The sequence below is a fragment of the Streptomyces spectabilis genome (assembly GCF_008704795.1).
GTDB classification, from domain to species: Bacteria; Actinomycetota; Actinomycetes; order Streptomycetales; family Streptomycetaceae; genus Streptomyces; species Streptomyces spectabilis.
In genome coordinates, this window is the sequence record NZ_CP023690.1 from 3,390,800 (window position 1) to 3,410,274 (window position 19,475).

General features: G+C 67.1%; 18 protein-coding genes. 15 read left to right on the forward strand and 3 right to left on the reverse strand.

The features are described from left to right. The first annotated feature begins 257 nt into the window (after positions 1–257). Both CP982_RS14690 and CP982_RS14695 read left to right on the forward strand, forming a co-directional pair. A complete protein-coding gene (locus tag CP982_RS14690; RefSeq protein WP_150510954.1) occupies positions 258–1,991 on the forward strand; it encodes an ABC transporter ATP-binding protein in 1,734 nt (577 codons plus the stop codon). Between the two features lie 14 nt (positions 1,992–2,005). Next, positions 2,006–3,916, forward strand: a complete 1,911-nt coding sequence (locus CP982_RS14695; RefSeq protein ID WP_150510955.1) for an ABC transporter ATP-binding protein — start codon at positions 2,006–2,008, stop codon at positions 3,914–3,916. A gap of 2 nt (positions 3,917–3,918) precedes the next feature. Here CP982_RS14695 and CP982_RS14700 read toward each other — a convergent pair whose 3' ends face one another. Beyond that, entirely contained in the window at positions 3,919–5,256 is a 1,338-nt protein-coding gene (locus CP982_RS14700) for an RNA polymerase sigma factor (RefSeq protein ID WP_150510956.1), read from the reverse strand. A 154-nt stretch (positions 5,257–5,410) separates the two neighbouring features. Here CP982_RS14700 and CP982_RS14710 point away from each other — a divergent pair, with 154 nt between their 5' ends. Together CP982_RS14710 and CP982_RS14715 are read left to right on the forward strand one after the other, a co-directional pair. Then, complete coding sequence (locus CP982_RS14710; protein ID WP_308294303.1) at positions 5,411–7,264, forward strand: recombinase family protein; 1,854 nt, start codon at positions 5,411–5,413, stop codon at positions 7,262–7,264. Between the two features lie 911 nt (positions 7,265–8,175). Then, positions 8,176–8,526: an HNH endonuclease gene (locus CP982_RS14715; protein WP_150510959.1), complete on the forward strand. Its 351-nt coding sequence runs from the start codon at positions 8,176–8,178 to the stop codon at positions 8,524–8,526. A 160-nt stretch (positions 8,527–8,686) separates the two neighbouring features. Here the strand turns inward: CP982_RS14715 and CP982_RS14720 are convergent, their stop codons facing one another. Next, positions 8,687–9,022, reverse strand: a complete 336-nt coding sequence (locus CP982_RS14720) for a hypothetical protein (protein WP_150510960.1) — start codon at positions 9,020–9,022, stop codon at positions 8,687–8,689. Between the two features lie 811 nt (positions 9,023–9,833). On the opposite strand from CP982_RS14720, the gene CP982_RS14730 reads away from it, so the two are divergent. The 9 genes from CP982_RS14730 to CP982_RS14770 all read left to right on the forward strand — a co-directional run bounded on the left by CP982_RS14730 (position 9,834) and on the right by CP982_RS14770 (position 17,423). Then, positions 9,834–10,313: a P27 family phage terminase small subunit gene (locus CP982_RS14730; RefSeq protein ID WP_150510962.1), complete on the forward strand. Its 480-nt coding sequence runs from the start codon at positions 9,834–9,836 to the stop codon at positions 10,311–10,313. After that, a complete protein-coding gene (locus CP982_RS14735; protein WP_229879783.1) occupies positions 10,291–11,991 on the forward strand; it encodes a terminase large subunit in 1,701 nt (566 codons plus the stop codon). The genes CP982_RS14730 and CP982_RS14735 overlap by 23 nt, the downstream gene beginning before the upstream one ends. Before the next feature lie 56 nt (positions 11,992–12,047). Beyond that, a complete protein-coding gene (locus tag CP982_RS14740) occupies positions 12,048–13,472 on the forward strand; it encodes a phage portal protein (protein ID WP_170316427.1) in 1,425 nt (474 codons plus the stop codon). Then, positions 13,472–14,452, forward strand: coding sequence for a VG15 protein (locus CP982_RS14745; protein ID WP_229879784.1), 981 nt, complete (start codon positions 13,472–13,474; stop codon positions 14,450–14,452). The genes CP982_RS14740 and CP982_RS14745 overlap by 1 nt, the downstream gene beginning before the upstream one ends. Positions 14,453–14,460: 8 nt before the next feature. Continuing rightward, the gene (locus tag CP982_RS14750; RefSeq protein ID WP_150510964.1) at positions 14,461–15,051 is read left to right on the forward strand and encodes a hypothetical protein; all 591 of its coding nucleotides are present in this window, start codon (positions 14,461–14,463) and stop codon (positions 15,049–15,051) included. 99 nt (positions 15,052–15,150) lie between these two features. Next, positions 15,151–16,107 carry a major capsid protein gene (locus tag CP982_RS14755; protein ID WP_150510965.1) on the forward strand — a complete coding sequence of 319 codons (957 nt, stop codon included), beginning with the start codon at positions 15,151–15,153 and terminating at the stop codon, positions 16,105–16,107. A gap of 190 nt (positions 16,108–16,297) precedes the next feature. Next, a complete protein-coding gene (locus tag CP982_RS14760) occupies positions 16,298–16,834 on the forward strand; it encodes a hypothetical protein (RefSeq protein WP_150510966.1) in 537 nt (178 codons plus the stop codon). Then, positions 16,831–17,175: a hypothetical protein gene (locus CP982_RS14765; protein WP_150510967.1), complete on the forward strand. Its 345-nt coding sequence runs from the start codon at positions 16,831–16,833 to the stop codon at positions 17,173–17,175. Before CP982_RS14760 ends, CP982_RS14765 begins: the two co-directional genes overlap by 4 nt. Then, positions 17,172–17,423 (forward strand): hypothetical protein, encoded by a 252-nt coding sequence (locus CP982_RS14770; protein WP_150510968.1) that lies wholly within the window; start codon positions 17,172–17,174, stop codon positions 17,421–17,423. The genes CP982_RS14765 and CP982_RS14770 overlap by 4 nt, the downstream gene beginning before the upstream one ends. Positions 17,424–17,839: 416 nt before the next feature. On the opposite strand, the gene CP982_RS14780 is transcribed toward CP982_RS14770, so the two are convergent. Continuing rightward, the gene (locus CP982_RS14780; protein WP_150510969.1) at positions 17,840–18,397 is read right to left on the reverse strand and encodes a hypothetical protein; all 558 of its coding nucleotides are present in this window, start codon (positions 18,395–18,397) and stop codon (positions 17,840–17,842) included. 64 nt (positions 18,398–18,461) lie between these two features. On the opposite strand from CP982_RS14780, the gene CP982_RS14785 reads away from it, so the two are divergent. Together CP982_RS14785 and CP982_RS14790 are read left to right on the forward strand one after the other, a co-directional pair. Next, positions 18,462–19,025, forward strand: a complete 564-nt coding sequence (locus CP982_RS14785; RefSeq protein ID WP_150510970.1) for a phage tail tube protein — start codon at positions 18,462–18,464, stop codon at positions 19,023–19,025. A 41-nt stretch (positions 19,026–19,066) separates the two neighbouring features. Next, on the forward strand, positions 19,067–19,378 hold the full coding sequence (locus CP982_RS14790) for a hypothetical protein (RefSeq protein ID WP_150510971.1): 312 nt from the start codon (positions 19,067–19,069) through the stop codon (positions 19,376–19,378). Positions 19,379–19,475 lie beyond the last annotated feature (97 nt).

The following is a 19,475-nucleotide window of genomic DNA, read 5'->3' on the forward strand; positions in this document are numbered from 1 at the left end:
ACCCTCGGGGCGTTCGCGCCCCGAGCCAGACACCCCCAGAGCCTCTGCGCCCCGAGCCCGGAATGTGGCATTCCGCCACGTTCCGTGAGGGAAACAAAGCGTTCAGTGTGCCCAGAACTTGACCAGGGCTGATTTTTGACCGGGTCATGGGTTAATCGCTTGCCCACGGCCGGGGTCGGTGACGCAGGATGGTGGGCGGCTTTCGCCCGGCCCCCGGGGACGCCGCCCCACTGCCGAGACTCTGCCGAGAGACGAGCGTGCTCATACGACTCCTGCGGACCCACCTGGGTCCGTACAAGAAGCCCATCGCCCTGCTGGTGCTCCTGCAGTTCCTGCAGACCTGCGCCTCTCTCTATCTGCCCACCCTGAACGCCGACATCATCGACAAGGGCGTCGTGAAGGGCGACACCGGCTACATCCTGTCGTTCGGCGCCGTCATGCTGGCCGTCACCGTGGTCCAGATGGCGTGCAACATCGGCGCGGTCCTGTACGGCGCGCGCACCTCCGCCGAGGTCGGCCGTGACCTGCGGTCCGCCGTCTTCGACCGCGTGCAGTCCTTCTCCGCGCGCGAGATGGGCCAGTTCGGCGCGCCCACCCTGATCACGCGGACCACCAACGACGTGCAGCAGGTGCAGACGCTCGTCCTGATGGCGTTCACCCTGATGGTGTCGGCGCCGATCATGTGCGTCGGCGGCATCGTCATGGCGCTCGGCCAGGACGTGCCGCTCTCCGGCGTGCTGCTCGCCGTCGTGCCGGTGCTCGGCATCAGCGTCAGCCTGATCGTGCGCCGGCTGCGGCCGCTGTTCCGCACCATGCAGGAGCGGCTCGACACGGTGAACCGCGTACTGCGCGAGCAGATCACCGGCAACCGCGTGATCCGCGCCTTCGTGCGCGACGGCTACGAGAAGGAGCGCTTCCGCGGTGCCAACGGCGAGCTGACCGAGGTCTCGCTCGCCAGCGGCAAGCTGCTCGCGCTGATGTTCCCGGTGGTCATGACGGTGGTGAACCTGTCGTCGATCGCCGTCGTCTGGTTCGGCGCGCACCGCATCGACAGCGGGGACATGGAGATCGGCGCGCTGACCGCGTTCCTGGCGTATCTGCTGCAGATCGTCATGGCCGTGATGATGGCCACGTTCATGTTCATGATGATCCCGCGGGCCGAGGTGTGCGCCGAGCGCATCCAGGAGGTCCTGGACACCGAGGCGAGCGTCGTGCCGCCCGCCGAGCCCGTCCGGGAGCTGCGCGGCCACGGCCACCTGGAGCTGCGCGACGCCGGATTCCGCTACCCGGGCGCCGAGGAACCGGTGCTCAAGGGCATCGACCTGACCGCGCGGCCCGGCGAGACGACCGCCGTGATCGGCTCCACCGGCAGCGGCAAGTCGACGCTCCTGAGCCTCGTACCGCGTCTGATGGACGTCACCGAGGGCGAGGTGCTCGTCAACGGCGTCGCGGTGAGCGCCGTGGAGCCCGCGCTGCTCGCCCGGACCGTGGGGCTCGTACCGCAGAAGCCGTATCTGTTCGCCGGGACCGTGGCGAGCAATCTGCGGTACGGCAACCCGGACGCCACCGACGACGAGCTGTGGCACGCCCTGGAGGTGGCGCAGGCCAAGGGCTTCGTGGAGTCCCTGGAGGAGGGGCTCGACGCGCCCATCGCGCAGGGCGGCACGAATGTGTCCGGCGGGCAGCGGCAGCGGCTCTCGATCGCCCGCACGCTGGTGCAGCGCCCGGAGATCTATCTGTTCGACGACTCGTTCTCGGCGCTCGACTACGCCACCGACGCGGCGCTGCGGTCCGCGCTCGCCCGGGAGACCCGCGAGGCCACGGTCGTGATCGTCGCCCAGCGCGTGTCGACGATCCGCGACGCCGACCGGATCGTCGTCCTGGACGAGGGCCGGGTCGTGGGCGTCGGCCGCCACCACGAGCTGATGGATGACAACGAGACGTACCGGGAGATCGTCCTCTCCCAGCTGACGGAAGCGGAGGCCGCGTAATGCCCCCTGGTGGCATGGGTGGACCCATGATGGGCCCCGACTCCCGGTCCATGGACTTCAAGGGCTCGGGCAAGCGGCTGCTCGCGCAGTTCCGGCCGGAGCGGGCCACGATGTACGGGATGCTCGCCGCGGTCGTCCTGAGCGTCGCGATGTCCGTGCTGGGGCCGAAGATCCTCGGGCACGCCACCGACCTGGTGTTCGCGGGCATCGTCGGGCGGACCATGCCCGAGGGCGAGTCCAAGGCCGAGGCGATCGAGCGGCTGCGCGAGCACGGCGACGGCGGCATGGCCGACATGCTCACCGGGCTCGACTTCACACCGGGCCGGGGTATCGACTTCGGCGCGGTCGGCGAGGTGCTGCTGCTCGCCACGGCCGTGTTCGCGGTGGCGGGCCTGATGATGACCGTGGGCACGCGCCTCGCGAACCGCGCCATCAACCGCACCGTGTTCCGGCTGCGGGGCGACGTCCAGGCGAAGATGTCGCGCCTGCCGCTGTCGTACTTCGACAAGCGCCAGCGCGGTGAGGTGCTCAGCCGGGCCACGAACGACATCGACAACATCAACCAGACGCTCCAGCAGACGCTCGGCCAGCTCATCAGCTCGCTGCTCACGATCGTCGGCGTCCTGGTCATGATGTTCTGGATCTCGCCGCTGCTCGCGCTCGTCGCCCTGGTGACGGTGCCGCTGTCGTTCGTCGTGGCGACGAAGGTCGGCAAGCGCTCGCAGCCGCAGTTCGTGCAGCAGTGGAAGTCCACCGGCTCGCTGAACGCGCACGTGGAGGAGATGTACACCGGGCACACCCTGGTGAAGGTCTTCGGCCGCCAGGAGGAGTCCGCGAAGGCGTTCGCCGCGCACAACGACGCGCTGTACGAGGCCTCGTACAAGGCACAGTTCAACAGCGGGCTCATGCAGCCGCTGCTGTTCTTCATGTCGAACGTCAACTACGTCCTGGTGGCCGTGGTCGGCGGTCTGCGGGTGGCCTCCGGGGCGCTCTCGATCGGTGACGTCCAGGCCTTCATCCAGTACTCGCGGCAGTTCTCGATGCCGCTCACGCAGGTCGCGTCGATGGCGAACCTCGTGCAGTCGGGCGTGGCGTCGGCCGAGCGCGTCTTCGAGCTCCTCGACGCCGAGGAGCAGGAGGCGGACCCCGCCCCCGGCGAGCGCCCCGCCGAGCTGCGCGGCCGCGTGGAGATGGAGCACGTGTCCTTCCGCTACGCCGAGGACAAGCCGCTCATCGAGGACCTCTCGCTCGTCGTGAAGCCGGGCCACACGGTCGCCATCGTCGGTCCCACCGGCGCGGGCAAGACCACGCTCGTGAACCTGCTCATGCGGTTCTACGAGGTCACGGGCGGCCGCATCACGCTGGACGGCACGGACGTCACGAAGATGACGCGGGACGAACTGCGCGGCTCCATCGGCATGGTGCTCCAGGACACCTGGCTGTTCGGCGGCAGCATCGCGGACAACATCGCGTACGGCGCCGCGGGTGAGGTCACGCGCGAGCAGGTGGAGGAGGCCGCGCGGGCCGCCCACGCCGACCGGTTCGTCCGCACCCTGCCCGACGGGTACGACACCGTCATCGACGACGAGGGCACGGGCGTCAGCGCGGGCGAGAAGCAGCTCATCACCATCGCGCGGGCGTTCCTGTCGGACCCGGTGATCCTCGTCCTCGACGAGGCGACCAGCTCGGTCGACACCCGCACCGAGGTCCTCATCCAGAAGGCCATGGCGCGGCTCGCGCACGGGCGCACGTCGTTCGTGATCGCGCACCGCCTGTCCACCATCCGCGACGCCGACACCATCCTGGTGATGGAGGACGGGGCGATCGTGGAACAGGGCACGCACGACGCGCTGCTGGCCGCAGGCGGGGCGTATTCCCGCCTGTACGCCGCTCAGTTCGCCGAGGCGGTGGCGGAGGTCGGCTGACCTCAGTCCAGATAGCCGCGCAGCTGGTCCGCGAAGGCGTGGTCCCGCAGCTTGTTGAGGGTCTTGGACTCGATCTGGCGGATGCGTTCGCGCGTCACGCCGAAGATCCGGCCGATCTCCTCCAGGGTGCGGGGCCTGCCGTCCGCGAGGCCGTAGCGGAGCTGGACGACCTTGCGCTCGCGCTCGCCGAGCGTGGAGAGCACGGCCTCCAGGTGCTCGCGCAGGAGCAGGAAGGCGGCCGACTCCACGGGGCTCGCCGCGTCGCCGTCCTCGATGAGGTCGCCGAGCGCCACGTCGTCCTCCTCGCCCACGGGCGCGTGCAGCGACACCGGCTCCTGCGCGAGCCTGAGCACCTCGCTGACGCGCTCGTGCGGCAGGTCGAGGTGGGCGGCGACCTCCTCGGGCGTCGGCTCGTACCCGCGCTCCTGGAGCATGCGGCGCTGCACGCGGACGACCCGGTTGATCAGCTCGACGACGTGCACCGGCACGCGGATGGTGCGGGCCTGGTCGGCGAGCGCCCGGGACATGGCCTGGCGGATCCACCAGGTCGCGTACGTGGAGAACTTGTAGCCGCGCGCGTAGTCGAACTTCTCGACCGCCCGGATGAGGCCCAGGTTGCCCTCCTGGACGAGGTCGAGCATCGTCAGGCCGCGCCCCACGTACCGCTTCGCCACGGACACCACGAGGCGGAGGTTCGCCTCGATGAGGCGGCGCTTGGCCATGCGGCCCACGACGACGAGCTTGTCCAGGTCGAGGGCCAGCTGGGAGTCCAGGTCGGGGGTGCCGGCCAGCTTCTCCTCGGCGAAGAGCCCGGCCTCGACGGCGCGCGCGAGCTCGACCTCCTCGGCGGCGGTGAGCAGGGGTATGCGGCCGATCTCGCGCAGGTACTGGCGGAACAGGTCGGAGGAGGGGCCGCCGGTATCGGCCCGGCCGCGCGGGCTCGGCAGCTCGATCGCCTCGACCGTGGCCTCGGTGGCCTCGGTGGCCTCGGTGGCCTCGGTGGCGTCGGCGGTATCGGCCGGCTCGGCGGCCCCGGCGGGCTCCGTCTCCGGCGCGAGCTCCGGGTGCCGGGTGCCACGGCCCTGCTGCGGCACGGTCGCGATGACGTCGGCTTCCGCCTCCACGTCCGCGCTCGGCGCGGTGTCGGTCTGGGTGAGGGTCTGGGTCTGCACGGGGGCGACCTCCAGGGTGATCGCTGCTGAGGCGTGGGGCAGCGGTACAACGGGACCGGCGTTGACGGCCTCGCCGCTGTCCGTCCCGAACACGATGTGTGGAACCGCGGAATAGTCGGACCCGCACTCGCTGTCTGCGGTCCGGCCGCGCTCCGAGGACTCAGGCACCGCACCCCAGTGTGGAGTACGACACACGGCCGCCACGAGGGGCGTGCGGTGACTTTTTGAGTCCGGTCCGTAACCGACCGGTTACCCCTCGCGGGGCGCCCCAGACCCGCCCCTTCCCGATGTTCCAGAGTGACACTTCTGGAGTGATCGGGTCATGGCGGTATCTACGCAGGTCAGGGACGCGCGGCAACCGTTGCTCTCCACGGGGGCCATGGAGAACGACACCACACCTGTAAAGGATCTGCCTACCGAAACCCTGCGCGGTGTCCGCTGCATCCGGCTGTCCGTCCGCACCGACGAGACCACCAGCCCGGAGCGGCAGCGCGAGGCCGACGACGCAGCGGCGGCAGCCCTCGGCATCACCTTCGGCGAGGGCGCCGCCCTGCGTGAAGCGGTCGACCTGGACGTATCCGCGTCCCTGGTCGGCCCCTTCGACCGTCCGCAGCTCGGCGGATGGCTCAAGCGCCCCGAGGACTTTGACGCCCTGGTGTTCTGGCGCTTCGACCGCGCCATCCGGGACATGGACGACATGCACGAGCTTGCCAAGTGGGCACGCAGCCACCGCAAGATGATCGTCTTTGCCGAGGGCATCGGCGGGGGTCGGCTCGTGTTCGACTTCCGCAACCCCATGGACCCCATGGGTCAGCTCATGATGTTGATGTTGGCCTTTGCTGCTCAGGTCGAGTCGCAGAGCATCAAGGAACGCGTCGCCGGGGCACAGGCAGCCATGCGGAAGATGCCGCTGCGGTGGCGCGGTGGCGGCAAGCCCGCATACGGCTACCTGCCCGCTGCGATGCCCGCCGAGCACGGCGGAGTGGGCTGGACCCTGGTTCCGGACCCGGACGCGGTGAAGATCATTGAGCGGATCATTGCCGAGCTGATGGACGGCCGCGGACTGCACAGCATCGCGCGCGCTCTCAACGCGGACGGCGTGCTGTCCCCCTCCGCGCACTGGACTGCCTACCAGGCGCGCACCAAGAAGCGCACCGCCGTGGCCACGGACCAGCCCGTCAAGAAGCCCGCACAGTGGCGTGCACAGACCATCGAGAAGATGCTGACCAACGAAGCGCTCATGGGCTGGAAGATGCACCGCGGCAAGCCCGTGCGCGACGACGCGGGCAACCCCGTCATGGCCACCACATCCCCGATCTTCAGCCGCGAAGAGTTCGACCAGGTCGGCGCACTGCTCGCACCGAAGCCGATCACGGAGAAGGCGCCCGAGCGCAAGGACTCCACCGCGCTGTTGCTGCGGGTCGCCCACTGCAACGGGTGCGGTGAGCGGATGTACCTGAACCGGTCCTCGGGCACCTACCGGTGCTCGTCGTACAAGTACGGGACACACTGCCCCGCCCCGTGCACCGTGCGCGCTCCGTGGGTCGACGACTACGTGACCGAACAGTTCCTCAAGGCTGCCGGACAGATCCAGATCAACCGCGTCATCGAGATACCGGGCTACGACCCGCAGACCGAGATAGACGCGACAGCGGCAGAGTTCGCCGAGCACCAGCAGGACAAGGGGCGCCAGAAGTCCAAGACCGCGAAAGCCGAGTGGCAGCGCCGTGCGGACGCCCTTGACGCGAGGCTTGCAGAGCTGGAATCCCGGGAGAAGCGCGAGCCCCGCCGAGAAGTCGTCCCCACCGGGCGCGCGTACGCCGACGACTGGCACCAGGGCGACACCGCAGCACGCCGCGCCATGCTCATAGCCGCGGGAGCACGCCTGATGATCAAGCCCGGCGGTAAGGGCGGATGGCGACGGCTCGACCTACGACGGGTGGAGTTCACCATCACCGGGGAACTGGACCCCGCTATTGCCGAGCTTGCGACCGTCACCAGAGACGCGGAAGCCGAAGCACGCAACGACGCTCCCCCGGCTCCGGGCAGCGCGGCACGGCTCGCCGAGCCCGGGCCCGAGCACGCCCATGCCGAGCCCGCCACGAGCCCCGTGCGTGAGCGCCCCGAGCCCGAGCCTGCCCCTGCCGAGCCCGCGCGGGAACTGGTCGCCGCGTAGACGCGCCGTAGGTCCGGGACTGTCCCGGCGGTCCCTGCCGACTGCCGGGGCTCTCGGCTGCCCCGGTACAGTCCCTGAGCGGCTAGGTATCCGGTTGTATGCGGTGCAGTACAGCTAGCCGCGAGAGCCCCGGTCGGTCCCCGTGACTGCCCGGGGCTTTCCGCTGCCCGCCCTCGGCTGCTCCGGGGGCGGCTCGACAGCGGGAGGTGAAGGGTGGTGGTGGAGTGACGGTTTACACCACTTTTTTGGAACGCATAGAAAAAATCCAAGAAAAGAGAGCCCGGTACCTCAAACGGCACTCCACCACCGGTCAGCCCTCGGGCAACCCTTGCTCTCCACATAGGACCGGGAGAGAAGCCGGTTCGCCCCCAACGGGCGCGGGCAACCCTTGCTCTCCACATAGGTCCGGAAGAGGGACAGGTTCGGTCGCCCCGAGCGCGGGCAACCCTTGCTCTCCACATAGGTCCGAGAGAGAAGCCGGTTCGCTCGTCCAACGGAGGCGGGCAACCCTTGCTCTCCACTACTTGCCGAGAGCGGGATTACCGCGCACCCGCCCTACAGGGGGACACACGGCGGACTGAGTGTCCGCTCTCGGCGACAAGCGCTGTTCATGCACCACGCACCCCGCGTTACTCGGGGTGGCCGCGGGGGTCGTGTGGCAGCGTGCGGGGGTCGTACCGCCCATCAGTAACCCACTCGTCCGCGAGTGCGCCGAACGGGGTTGGAAGCCCGTACGGCCCCCACCACGTCCGGACCGGTCCTCGCCGGCGAGGACGACCATGCCCGCTGACCCAACGGCTAGAGGTGCGCGGTACCGGCCCCCTCGGGGAGACCCGGAAGCAACCCGCAGAGTTCCCCGGTTCGAGTCCGGGGGCGGGCACTCCACCACAACGACGACCAGGCGGTGACCCATGACCCCATGCATTGAGTGCCCCGACACGGCAACTCGCCGAGGACGCTGCGACGTTCACGACACACAGCACCAGGCGCGTCCCTCGGTTCGTACCCGACGTGCACGCGGTAGGCGCCGAGCGAGACGCCATGATGCGGCGGCGCGGCTCCGCGCACGGATACGGGAGCGCGGTCACGCGTGGTGTGACTGGTGCTTGGGCGACTTCCCCGCGGATGCGGTGGACGTGGACCATGTGCGGCCCCTCGCCATGGGCGGGACGGACACGGCGGGCAACGTGCAAGTGCTGTGCCGCGGGTGCCACGGGCTCAAGACGAGCACGGAGTTCGGGGCCGCGAGGGTCGCCGCGTAGAGACGCCGCCCTGCTCCATCCTTCTGGCCGACCCCGGTTCGTTCGGGGCCGACGTCAGGTAGAACTCCCCGTGCCCACGGTGCAGTGCTCAGGGTGACCGTTGAGACGCCGACACGTTGAGGCCGCCCTGAAGCGCCCTCAACGTGTGCCGCGTGTGGCCCTACAACTGGCCGAAGTACACCGAGTGCGGGACGTCTGCGCCGCCGTAGGCTCCCGAGTTGCCCGGATAGAGCGTGTCCTGCGGGACGGAGCAGCCCTCGTCCCGGAAGACCGTCGCGACGGTGTCTGTGATGTTGTTGACGACGCCTCCGCCACCGGGCATGACGATGCATTCCTCGTCCGGCGGGTTCAGCATGGTCCGCAGGAATCCCGTATCGGCCCGGTTGTACGTGAACGTGCCCGTAGCTGCCTGTGCGCTGGTCGATACTCCGGTCACCAGCATGACCGCCGAACCCGCGACGAGTGACAGCCTCGCCAGTCGTTTGTGCCTGTACATGTGAGCCTCTTTCCGGTGATTTCTGCGATGAATCTCACGAGTGCTGCATTCAGAGCAGCACGGATTCTTCGGCCATACAGCTACTGCGCATATAAACCACCTGAAAGGGTCCAGGAGGGGGCTACCTGGACATCACGCGCATCATCCGAACCGGCGGGCGGGGACTGCCTCGTGATGAGCGTGGAGCAGCGGGCGCCTGATCCAACCCGCCCACACGTAAGCCAGACGCCGCCTGCACGCGTGGAACGTCACCTCGTGCCTCCAGCCTGCGGTTGTCAGGAACTCCCCACTCACCTAGCACCCCTGACCAGCACCCATCGGGAGGTGATCCACGTGCCCCGTAAGCCCCGTACCCCCTGCACGGTCCCCGGGTGTCCCGAGCTGACGGACGGGGGACGCTGCCCGACGCACGAGCGCGAGGCGCAACAGCAGCGAGGCACGACGGCCGAGCGTGGCTATGACACCCGCTGGCAGCGGGTACGGCGCCGGTACTTGTACGCGCATCCGTGGTGCGTGCTGTGCTCGCGCATCGCGACGGTGGCGGATCACTTCCCGGAGTCGCGCCGCTCGCTGGTGGCCCGGGGCGTGGCCGATCCGGATGCGTGGTCGCGTCTACGTCCGCTGTGCACGTCGTGCCACAACCGTGAGACCGCGAAGCATCAACCGGGCGGTTGGGCTGCCGAGCGCGTGAAGCCTCGCCGGCTCTGACTCGGCGACCAGGGGGGTACTCCCTCGCCCCGCCGAGATTGATCGGCAGGGAGGTAAAAAACTCGCATGGCTCATTTGAGCGTTCCTATGGAGGTGATGAGCCGTGGCCGTTCCGGGCCAGAAACCGAAGCCGCACATTCAGGCTGTCCGTGAGGGGACGTTCCGTCCCGACCGGAATTCCGAGGGGGCGCGGTTCGCCCCCGAGATCCCCGCCGAGCCGGATTGGTCCGAGCTACTGCCGGGCGACTCCGCCGAGGACGTGCGGGACAAGGCTGCTGACGTGTGGGCGCGGACGATTCCCGCCCTCGTGGTGTCGGCAGGCTTGACCGACCCGCAGAGGGAAACCGCTATTGAGTATTGCGTGACAGTCGCTCGCCTTTGGCAGGCAGAGCGGGAGCTATCTCGGACCGGTCTGGTTGTCGAGACAGAGCGCGGGAACGTCAAGAGTCCATGGGTGACGATTGCCCACCAGTATCGGAGCCATTTCCGGTCGTTGGTCGGTGAGTTGGGGCTAAGCCCTGCGTCTGCAACCCGGATCACCCCGCCTGAGAGCGGGGACGATGATGGGGACATATTCGACTGACGAGCTGCCCGTACCGCTGGACGCGCTGTACGAACTCGGGCTTACCGAGGACGAGATAGCCGAAGCGGCCGAGTCCCGTCCGCTCGTCCTCGCCCACCAGGCGCCGAAGCGTGAGGGTTCCTATTTCGATGTGCCAGCCGCTCGCCGAGCCATTGCGGCTATCGAGTCCATGCGGCACACGAAAGGCCGTTGGGGCGGGACTCCGCTCAAGCTCGCGCCGTGGCAAAAGGTGTGGATCATCGCGCCTATCTTCGGGTGGCTGTGGCGTGACCCGGAGTTGGGCCGTGCCGTGCGGGTGGCTCGTACGGTGTGGATTGAGGTTCCCCGTAAGGCTGGCAAATCCACACTGTCCAGCGGTATCGGCCTGGTGCTGTTGCTTGCCGACCGTGAGATTGGCGCCGAAGTGTACGCGGCTGCCGGATCGCTTCCGCAAGCCGAACGCGTCTTTGATGACGCTAAGCGCATGGCGCTGACTTCACGGGCCGCACGGGGTCGCGTAGAGGTTCTACGGGGCCTTATCCGGGTCCCGCGTACGGGCGGTGTGTTCCGGGCGCTCTCGAAAATCGCTGAGACTGCCCACGGGTTGAACGTGTCCGGCGCCATCGTGGATGAAGTCCACGTGCACAAGCGCCGTGACCTCATTGACGCTATTGAGACCGGTACCGGTGCCCGTGATCAACCCCTAGTCGTGTTCATTACGACTGCCGACGAGGGGCAAGAGGGCAGCATCTACGACGAGAAACACACGTACACGCGCCGCTGTGCGGACGGCATCGTCGATGACCCCGGGCATTACGGCGTGATTTGGGCGGCCGAGGAAGCCGACGACCCTTTCGCCGAGTCCACGTGGCGTAAGGCGAATCCGGGGCTCGGAGTATCGCCCTCGCTTGCGTACATGCGGCGCGAGGCGGCAAAGGCCAAGTCCACGCCTTCCTACTTCCCTACGTTCTGTCGCTTGTCCCTCAACCGTCGTATGCGCTCGTCCTCGCGGTGGCTGCCGCTTCCGCTGTGGGACGAGAACAACGGCACGGTGGACGAGAAGCGGTTCCGGTACCGGCGCGCGTGGGGTGGGGTGGACCTCTCCGCGGTGTCTGACCTCTCGGCGTGGGTCCTTGCGGTTGAATCCCGGGTGCCCGGTGTCGAGTTGGAACTGATCTCGCGGTTTTGGCTGCCAGAAGAACGGGTGGACGAGCTAGAGCAACAGCTACAGGTGCCGCTTAGGCAATGGGCTCGGGATGGTCTGCTGACGCTGACCGAGGGCGACGCCATCGACTATGACGCCATCGAGCGTCAGATAGTGGCGGACTGTCGCCGACTGGACGTGCAGCGGATTTCGTACGACCGGATGTTTGCCGGGCAGCTCGTCCAGCGAATCGACGCTAAGACGCGTGGGGTTGATGTGGTTCCGGTCGCGCAGACCTATCTAGGGATGAGTCCCGGCAGCAAGGAACTTGAGCGGCTGTTGCGCGAGGGGCGGATACGGCACGGCGGCAATCCGGTGTTGCGGTGGCATGCCTCTGTTGTGGAGGTCTACCGGGATGGCAACGACAACATGCGCCCGGTGAAACCGGACCGGGACAAGTCGTCCGCTCGTATCGACGGGATTGCCGCGGCAGTGATGGCGCTTGACGGATATGTGCGGCGCCCGCTGAAACGTGCTCGCGCTGCGAGTGCTTAGACCGCCCCGTTCGGGTTCCTGCCGACCGGGGCTTTTCCATGCCCGGAGGGGGGAGCATGGCGGAGACTCCGCTACAGATGACGGTCCGTCTACGGGCCAAGATCGAACAACGCAAGGCGCGGGCTAAGCGCTGGTCGGATGCGTACGAGGGGGAACGGCCCCTGATGTTTGCAAGCCCTGAGTTCAGCACGCAGACCGGTGACCTGTTCGCCGATTTCTCGGACAACTGGTGTGCCACGGTTCCGGATGCGACGGTTGAGCGGCTTATGCCGATCGGTTTCCGGCTTGAGGACGGAAGCATTGATCAGGCGGCGGGGCGAGCGTGGCGCAAGAGCGAGTGTGACGTAGAGATTGGCCTCGCTCTGCTAGAGGCTCTGATCACGGGCCGCTCGTACGCGCTGGTTTGGAAGCCCGACGGGATCAATACCGAGATCACGTTTCAGCACGCGTCCAATGCCGTGGTGGAGTACGTGCCTGGTCGTCGACGGCTCCGTAAGGCGGGGCTCATGGTGTGGCGGGACTCGGGGGTTGAGTTTGCGACGCTGTTTACCCCGGACATGGTGTACCGGTGGCAGCGTCCGACTCGGAACGGCGGGGCGTGGACCGGGCGTACGGCGGGCCTTTCCCGCGGCGAGCCGAGCCACATTCCCAACCCCCTCGGCGTGGTGCCGCTGGTGGAGTTGCCCAACCGGTCACGTCTGCACGGGAGTCCGCGCAGTGAGCTTGCAACGGTGCTGCCGCTACAGGATGCGGTGAACACCCTTTGGGCTCACCTCATGACGGGTTCTGACTATCTCGCGCTTCCGGCGCGTGCGGTGCTCGGCATGGACCGGCCCGTTCGGGAAATCGTGGACCCCGATTCGGGGGAAGTCGTCGGCGAAGAGGACTTGCCCCTTGACCGGTTCCGCTCGGACCGTCTGCTGTGGCTGGAGAAGGAGTCCGCGCGCATTGCTGAGTTCTCCGCGGGTGACCTCGGGAACTACCTCAAGGTGATTGAGGTGGCGGTACAGCACATCGCCGCGCAGACCCGCACCCCGCCTAGCTATCTGGCGGGGCAGCTCGTCAATGTGAGCCCCGATGGCGTCGCCGCATCGGAAGCGGGTCTAGTCGCCAAGGTGACGGAGAAGCAACGCCACTTCGGGGCCGCACTGCGGGAAGTCATGCGACTTGAGGCACTGGCAGCCGGCGAGCGTGCTCGGGCGGAATCCCTCACCCTCGGCTCTGTGGTGTGGAGAGATCCACAGTTCCGCTCGGATGCGCAGTACTCGGACGCACTCGTGAAGTTGAAGAGCATCGGCGTACCGGACGAAGCACTCTGGGAGCGCATCCCGGGCGTGACCCCGGACGAGATAGCCCGGTGGAAGTCCATGCGCAACGACCAGGCGAGCGCGATCCTCGGCGGGAACGTGGCCGAGCTGTTCGGCCCTAAGCCCGAGAGCGAGCCCGACGAGCCCGCAGACGAGCTTGCAGAGGCTGCCTGATGGCGGAGCCCGGGACGCTCGCGCAAGCCCGCTATGCCGACGTTCAGGGTATTTCCCGAAGCGTTGTTGAAGCGGTGCAAGCTTTGTGGCGGGACGTGAGTCCGGACCGGATTCTGTCCGCGATGCAGGGTGAGACCGGGCGGCAGATCCTCGCTGCTGTCATGGCGGGTCAGATGTCTGCCGCCGCGGGTGCACAGGCTTTCGTCAGCGCTTCAATTCTCGCTGCGGGCGCGGGATTTGGGCCGCTCGGCATGGTGGACCCTGCGGCATTCGTGGGGCTCGCGTCGGACGCGCGTCCGCTTGCCTCGCTGCTGTACCTTCCGGCGATTCGTACCGCGCAAGCTCTCGCGGTGGGACAGTCCGCGGAAGCTGCCTCGCTCGCGGGGCTGAACCAACTGTCCATGTTGGTGGGCACGCAGATTACGGACACCGCGCGTGCGGCTACGTCGGTCGCCATGGCTGCCGAGCCCCGCTGTGTCTCGTACGTCCGGGTGGTGCGGTTGCCCGCGTGTGCCCGCTGCATCATCCTGTCCGGTCGTCAGTATTCGTACTCGACCGGGTTCAAGCGTCATCCGCGCTGTGACTGTGGAATGCAGCCGATGACGGATTCCGAGTGGCGGCAGACCAAGACGCCCGAGGACCTGTTCCGTCAGATGAGCCCCGAGGAACAGCGGAAGCGTCTCGGGCCCGCAGCGCTCAAGGCACTTGAGGCGGGGGCGGACCTTGGGCAGCTCGTCAATGCCCGCCGTGGACTGGCTACGGCTGCCACGGGGCGGGGGCCGGTAAAGGTCACGACCGAGGGCACCACCAAACGCGGAATCGGCGGCAAGGCACTGAACGCCGGTTTCCAGAAGAACCCCGGCAGCCGATACGAGCGCTCGAAAGAGTCGCGGCTTATGCCGGAAACCATCTTCGACCTCGCAGGGGACTCCCGCGAGCACCAAATAGCGATGCTCAAGAAGCACGGCTACATCACGTAGGGGGACACATGGCAGACGACCCGGAGAACACCCCGGGCAGCGAGCCCGAGGGCGACCAGGGCGAGGCCAAGCACGAGCACCAGGACCAGGGCGACGGCGGCAAGCCCGCGGGGGCGAGCGGCGACCAGGACCGGGGCGAGGACGAGCACCAGGACCAGGGCGACGAACTGTCCGCGGAGCGCAAGGCGCGTGCGGCTGCCGAGAAGGAAGCGGCTCGGCTCCGCCGCGCGAATGCAGCGCAGCGAGGCACGGACCTTGACGCTCTGCGGACGGAGATTCGGGGCGAGTTCACGGCACAGCTCGTGCGCGCCGAGGTCCGCGCGGCTGCCGCTGGTCGGCTCCGTGACCCTGCGGACGCGCTCGCCCTGGTGGACGTTGCCGCTCTAGCCGGCGACGGGGGCGACGTAGACACCGCGGCCATCAACAAGGCTGTGGACGAACTGTTGAAGGCAAAGCCGTACCTCGCCGCGGAGTCGAGTGCGGGCACGACCACCCCGGCCCCGTGGGGCGACGTGGGCAGCGGGCAGCGCGAGGACCCGGGCGAGCCCGAGCCCGCCACTCCGCACGAGCGGCTACGGCGCGCGTACGGCACGAGCTGACCACCTATATGTAGAAACCTTTCTTCTCTTTCCTTTCTGAGGGACGCACCCGCCGAGGGTCGTCCCTTTTTTCATGCCCAAATCAGGGGGATTTTCTCAATGGCTCTTACTCTGCCCGAGGCGGCAAAGCTTTCCACGACCGAGCTTCAGCGGGGTGTTGTGGAGACGTTCGTTCAGGAGTCCAGCATTCTGGACCGGATTCCGTTGCTGACGATTGAGGGCAACGCGTACGCCTACAACGAAGAGGCGACGCTTCCGGGTGTGGCTTTCCGTTCGGTCAATGAGGCGTACCCGGAGTCCACGGGCACCGTGAACCAGAAGAGCGAGACTCTGACGATTCTCGGCGGTGACGCTGACGTGGACCGGTTCATTGTCCAGACCCGCGGCAACCTCAATGATCAGCGTGCGATTCAGACGCGCATGAAGGTCAAGGCAGCGTCGTACAAGTTCGCGGAGACGTTCTTCAACGGCGACGTGGCTACCGACCCCAAGTCCTTTGATGGTCTGCGGAAGCGCCTGACGGGCTCGCAGGTCATTTCGGCGGGCAAGGATGGCGCTCCGATCGTGGGTGCTGGTGCCGAGGACTCGCACAAGTTCTTTGACCTCCTGGACCAGCTCGTTGCGCAGGTCCCGGGGCTGAACAGCACGAACGGCGCGATCTACGCCAACCGTCAGGTCATTGCGAAGATTCGCAGCGCCGCGCGCCGGATCGGCGGTTTTGAGATGGTCCGCGAGGCCATTACCGGAAAGCTCGTCTCGACCTACAACGGGGTTCCGCTGCTGGACCCGGGCCAGACTGCCGCGGGCGCGGACATCCTTCCGCAGACCGAGACGCAGGGCACGGCCACGGACGCGAGTTCCGTCTACGCCGTGAAGTTCGGGCAGTCCGAGGACGACCGGGCCGTGACGGGTCTGACCAACGGCGGCATTCAGGTAACGGACCTCGGCGAGATGGAGTCCAAGCCCGCGTACCGCACGCGCATCGAGTTCTACACCGGACTCGCTGTGTTCGGCGGCAAGGCTGCCGCGCGCCTTAACGGTGTCCTCGCCAAGTAGCCGAGAGGGGCACGGAATTGCCGCCGCGTAAGCGTGCAGCGTCCTCCCCGAAGGTGCCGCACACCGATGCGTGCACGGTTCCGGACCGAATCGAGAGCTTCCCGGTTCTCGACTCGGACGGGACCTCGCGCACGGTGACGCGGTGTCTGGCGTGCGGCGCTCAGACAGTGAAATAGCGGGAGGGCACGTAATGGCTCTCCCCGCATTGGCCACCACGGACCAGCTCGCCGCATGGATGCAGCGCGAGCGGGACGAGCTGCCCGAGGGCGCTGCCCTGGTCCTCGATGTGGCGTCCCGCATCGTACGGACGGAAGCTCGGCAGAACTTCACGCGGGGCACCAGCTCGGCGACGCTCTACCCCCGCGAGGGGTGGGCGGCGCTGCCGCAGCGTCCCGTGATCTCCGTGCAGGAGGTTCGGCGCGGCGGGCAGCTCGTCCCCCCGGACCGCTGGCAGCTCGTCCGGGACCGGGTGCGCGTCCTCGGCGGCGACCAGGCCGTGACCGTCACCTACACCCACGGATACGCGAGCGTCCCCGCGGACGTGCTCGCCGTGGTGCTGACCCTCGCATCCCGGGTGCTCACGAACCCGTCCGATCTTCGGCAAGAGTCCGTGGGCAGCGTGTCCGTCACCTACTCCGCCGAGACCATCGGGGCGAGCCTCGCCCCTGCGGACCGGGACCTACTCGCCCGGTACCGGCGACGTGTGGCGGTGGTGGGTCTGCTGTGACGCTCCACTACACACAGACGGTCGTGCTCCTGCGGGCTCCGTTCATCACGGACCGGTACGGCAACACCACGTCGGACCGGGATTGGGACCGGTCCACCAGGACCACGGTCCGCCGCGTGTCCGTGCAGCCCGACACGTCCGCCGAGGACACCGGGGACCGTCCCGTTGTCGTCACCGGGTGGCGCCTGGTCACGCGTACCGGGGTCGACCTAGACCTAGCGCCCGGGGACCGCGTGGTTGCGCTCGGGCGGGTGCTCGACGTCGACGGGGACGTTGCCCGCTGGACGCTCGGGGGCCGACACCACCACACGGAAGCCCGCCTAAAGGAGGTGAGCGGGTGAGGTTCCAGCCCAACAGGCAAGGGATCAACTCCCTGATGAAAACCCCCGAGACAGGCGCCGAGGTCCGCCGCATTGCCGAGCGCATCGCGTCGGCTGCCGCGGGCGCCGAGGGCGACTTTCGCACCGACGCAGCGTTGGGCGCCCGTCGATGGCGAGCAGCTGTGATCGGTAACTACAACTGGTCGAAATCCGGGGGTGCGGCGGGCTCGCGGCGGGACCTGTTGCGCGGGCTCGGCGGTGGTGAATGAGGAACCGTCCCGCCATCGTCATGCCCGATGCGGTGGCCGTGGTGACGGGCTATCTCCGGTCCGCCCTCGCGGCAGCCGGCGAACCCGTCCCGGTTGTCTCCCGCATCCCAACTCCACGCCCCCACCGGTTCGTTCGCGTCGAACGGATCGGGGGGTCTTCGCCGACTCCGGTCACAGACCGGGCCCGACTCGACTTCCACGCGTGGGCGACGCGCGAGGACCAGGCGCACGACTTGTGCGCGCTGGTGCGAGGTCTGCTCGGCGCGATTCCCGGAGTCCGCGGCGGGGTCACGGTCTACAGCGTGACCGAGGTGGGGGGCCCGCAGTGGCTCCCCGATGACCAGAGTTCGCAACCACGCTACGCGTTCGCGGCCGAGGTGCACATGCGCGGGCGGCCATTTTCCTTATAGGTGCTATCACTCAGCGCCATATTCATCGAGTGCCGCTCTGGCTTGCTTGATGAATATCTCCAAAGATCCATGAGCGGCGTCGAATGAACACCGAAGCTGCCTCACTGATTGGCTCACGTCACGGCGCGCGTTCTCCACCGACCTGCCTTCGGAGTTGCGTCGGATGAAAACAAGCATCCCTGTGTGAGCAACGCCGTAGCTGTACACGACGGAGGAGACGGCAGCATGAATCTCTGATGCGGCTTGGGCCACTGGTTCGGGGCCAGCAAGAGCGACAGCCTGCCAGGCTTTCTGCACTTCTGATTGCTTCTCTATCAGGCGCATATAGAGATCATCGCTGAAGTTGACAACACCGGGGCCCCGGTATGCCTCAAGGAAGCTTGAAGTAGCCGAGATCATTTCTCCATAGATTCTTTCTCGCGGCTCACGACGTTGCCTCAAATGCTCCGCGCGGGCTGCTGTCCGCGCGGAGTGCATTTGTGCCCATGCAGCTGTGAGCGCTGCCACGCCGGTGCCTGTGGCTACTGCAAATGCGCCAAGTGCGGCTGCTAATCCTGCGTCCATGAGCGGAAATTCTACATCCATGCGCCTGCCGCAGCACATTTACTAACCAAAAGATGGGGGTCTCATGCCTCTAAACGCCAATGCCGTGCGCGTCGCTATTACCGGCGCCGCGTACGTGGCTCCACCTAAGTCCAAGCTTCCGACTGATTCCACGAGTGGTTGGGATGCCGCCTTTGTTGATATCGGCTGGATCTCGGATGACGGGATTACCGAAGCGAACTCGACGGACGCGAGTGAGATCAAGGGATGGCAGGGCGGGCAGACCGTCCGCAAGGTCATTTCGTCTAGCGAAATGACGTTCCAGTTCACGGCCATTGAGACCAACAAGACGGTCCTTGAGCTGTACCACAAGGGCTCGAAGGTCGCGACGGCCAGCGGCAAGAGTGTCCTCGCCATCAAGGCACCCGGGCCGGATCGCCGCAGTTTCGGTTTCGACGTCATCGACGGTAACTCTCATATCCGCATTGTTGTGCCGGACGGCGAGGTGACCGAGACCGGCGATATCACGTATAAGGGCGACGAGGCCATTGCCTACGAGCTGACCATTACCGCTTATCCCGGTGCTGACGGAACGGTGGCCTACAAGTACTCCGATGACCCGGCATGGGGGGTAGCGCCTGCCGCTTGATCCTTTTGCAGGAACGTTCCTTCTTTGATTGAGGTATTGCTATGAGTGCACCTTTTGATCTTGATGTTTGGGTGAAGGAAGCCCGTCGGGAGCCTTTTAAGTTCACGCTCGCGGGCAACATTTTCACGATGCCCGCTGCGGGTGAGCTGGACAAGTCGATTCTTAACGCGGTCAACGTTGACAATCCGAGCGCCCGGGACATTGAGGCACTGCTCAGGTCCGGGCTCGGCGACCAGTGGACTCTCTTTGATGAAATACCGGTTCCGCTTGCTGCTCTCGGTGAGCTGTTCCGTCAGTGGCAGAAGCACGAGGGTGCTCCGGTGGGGGAATCCGGGGCCTCTTCCGGCTCCTGAGTGAGCACGGGGAGGCCATAGAGGCAGACCTACAGCGTTTTTACGGTCTCGATATTCGGGACCTTTTCAGGCCCGGTGCGGGGCTGACGTGGCGCCG

Coding starts and splice junctions, on each gene's coding strand:
- CP982_RS14695 (WP_150510955.1), top strand. CDS start 2,006: ATGGGTGGACCCATGATGGGCCCCGACTCCCGGTCCATGGACTTCAAG.
- CP982_RS14710 (WP_308294303.1), top strand. CDS start 5,411: ATGGCGGTATCTACGCAGGTCAGGGACGCGCGGCAACCGTTGCTCTCC.
- CP982_RS14715 (WP_150510959.1), top strand. CDS start 8,176: ATGACCCCATGCATTGAGTGCCCCGACACGGCAACTCGCCGAGGACGC.
- CP982_RS14720 (WP_150510960.1), bottom strand. CDS start 9,022: ATGTACAGGCACAAACGACTGGCGAGGCTGTCACTCGTCGCGGGTTCG.
- CP982_RS14735 (WP_229879783.1), top strand. CDS start 10,291: ATGATGGGGACATATTCGACTGACGAGCTGCCCGTACCGCTGGACGCG.
- CP982_RS14740 (WP_170316427.1), top strand. CDS start 12,048: ATGGCGGAGACTCCGCTACAGATGACGGTCCGTCTACGGGCCAAGATC.
- CP982_RS14745 (WP_229879784.1), top strand. CDS start 13,472: ATGGCGGAGCCCGGGACGCTCGCGCAAGCCCGCTATGCCGACGTTCAG.
- CP982_RS14750 (WP_150510964.1), top strand. CDS start 14,461: ATGGCAGACGACCCGGAGAACACCCCGGGCAGCGAGCCCGAGGGCGAC.
- CP982_RS14755 (WP_150510965.1), top strand. CDS start 15,151: ATGGCTCTTACTCTGCCCGAGGCGGCAAAGCTTTCCACGACCGAGCTT.
- CP982_RS14760 (WP_150510966.1), top strand. CDS start 16,298: ATGGCTCTCCCCGCATTGGCCACCACGGACCAGCTCGCCGCATGGATG.
- CP982_RS14780 (WP_150510969.1), bottom strand. CDS start 18,397: ATGGACGCAGGATTAGCAGCCGCACTTGGCGCATTTGCAGTAGCCACA.
- CP982_RS14785 (WP_150510970.1), top strand. CDS start 18,462: ATGCCTCTAAACGCCAATGCCGTGCGCGTCGCTATTACCGGCGCCGCG.
- CP982_RS14790 (WP_150510971.1), top strand. CDS start 19,067: ATGAGTGCACCTTTTGATCTTGATGTTTGGGTGAAGGAAGCCCGTCGG.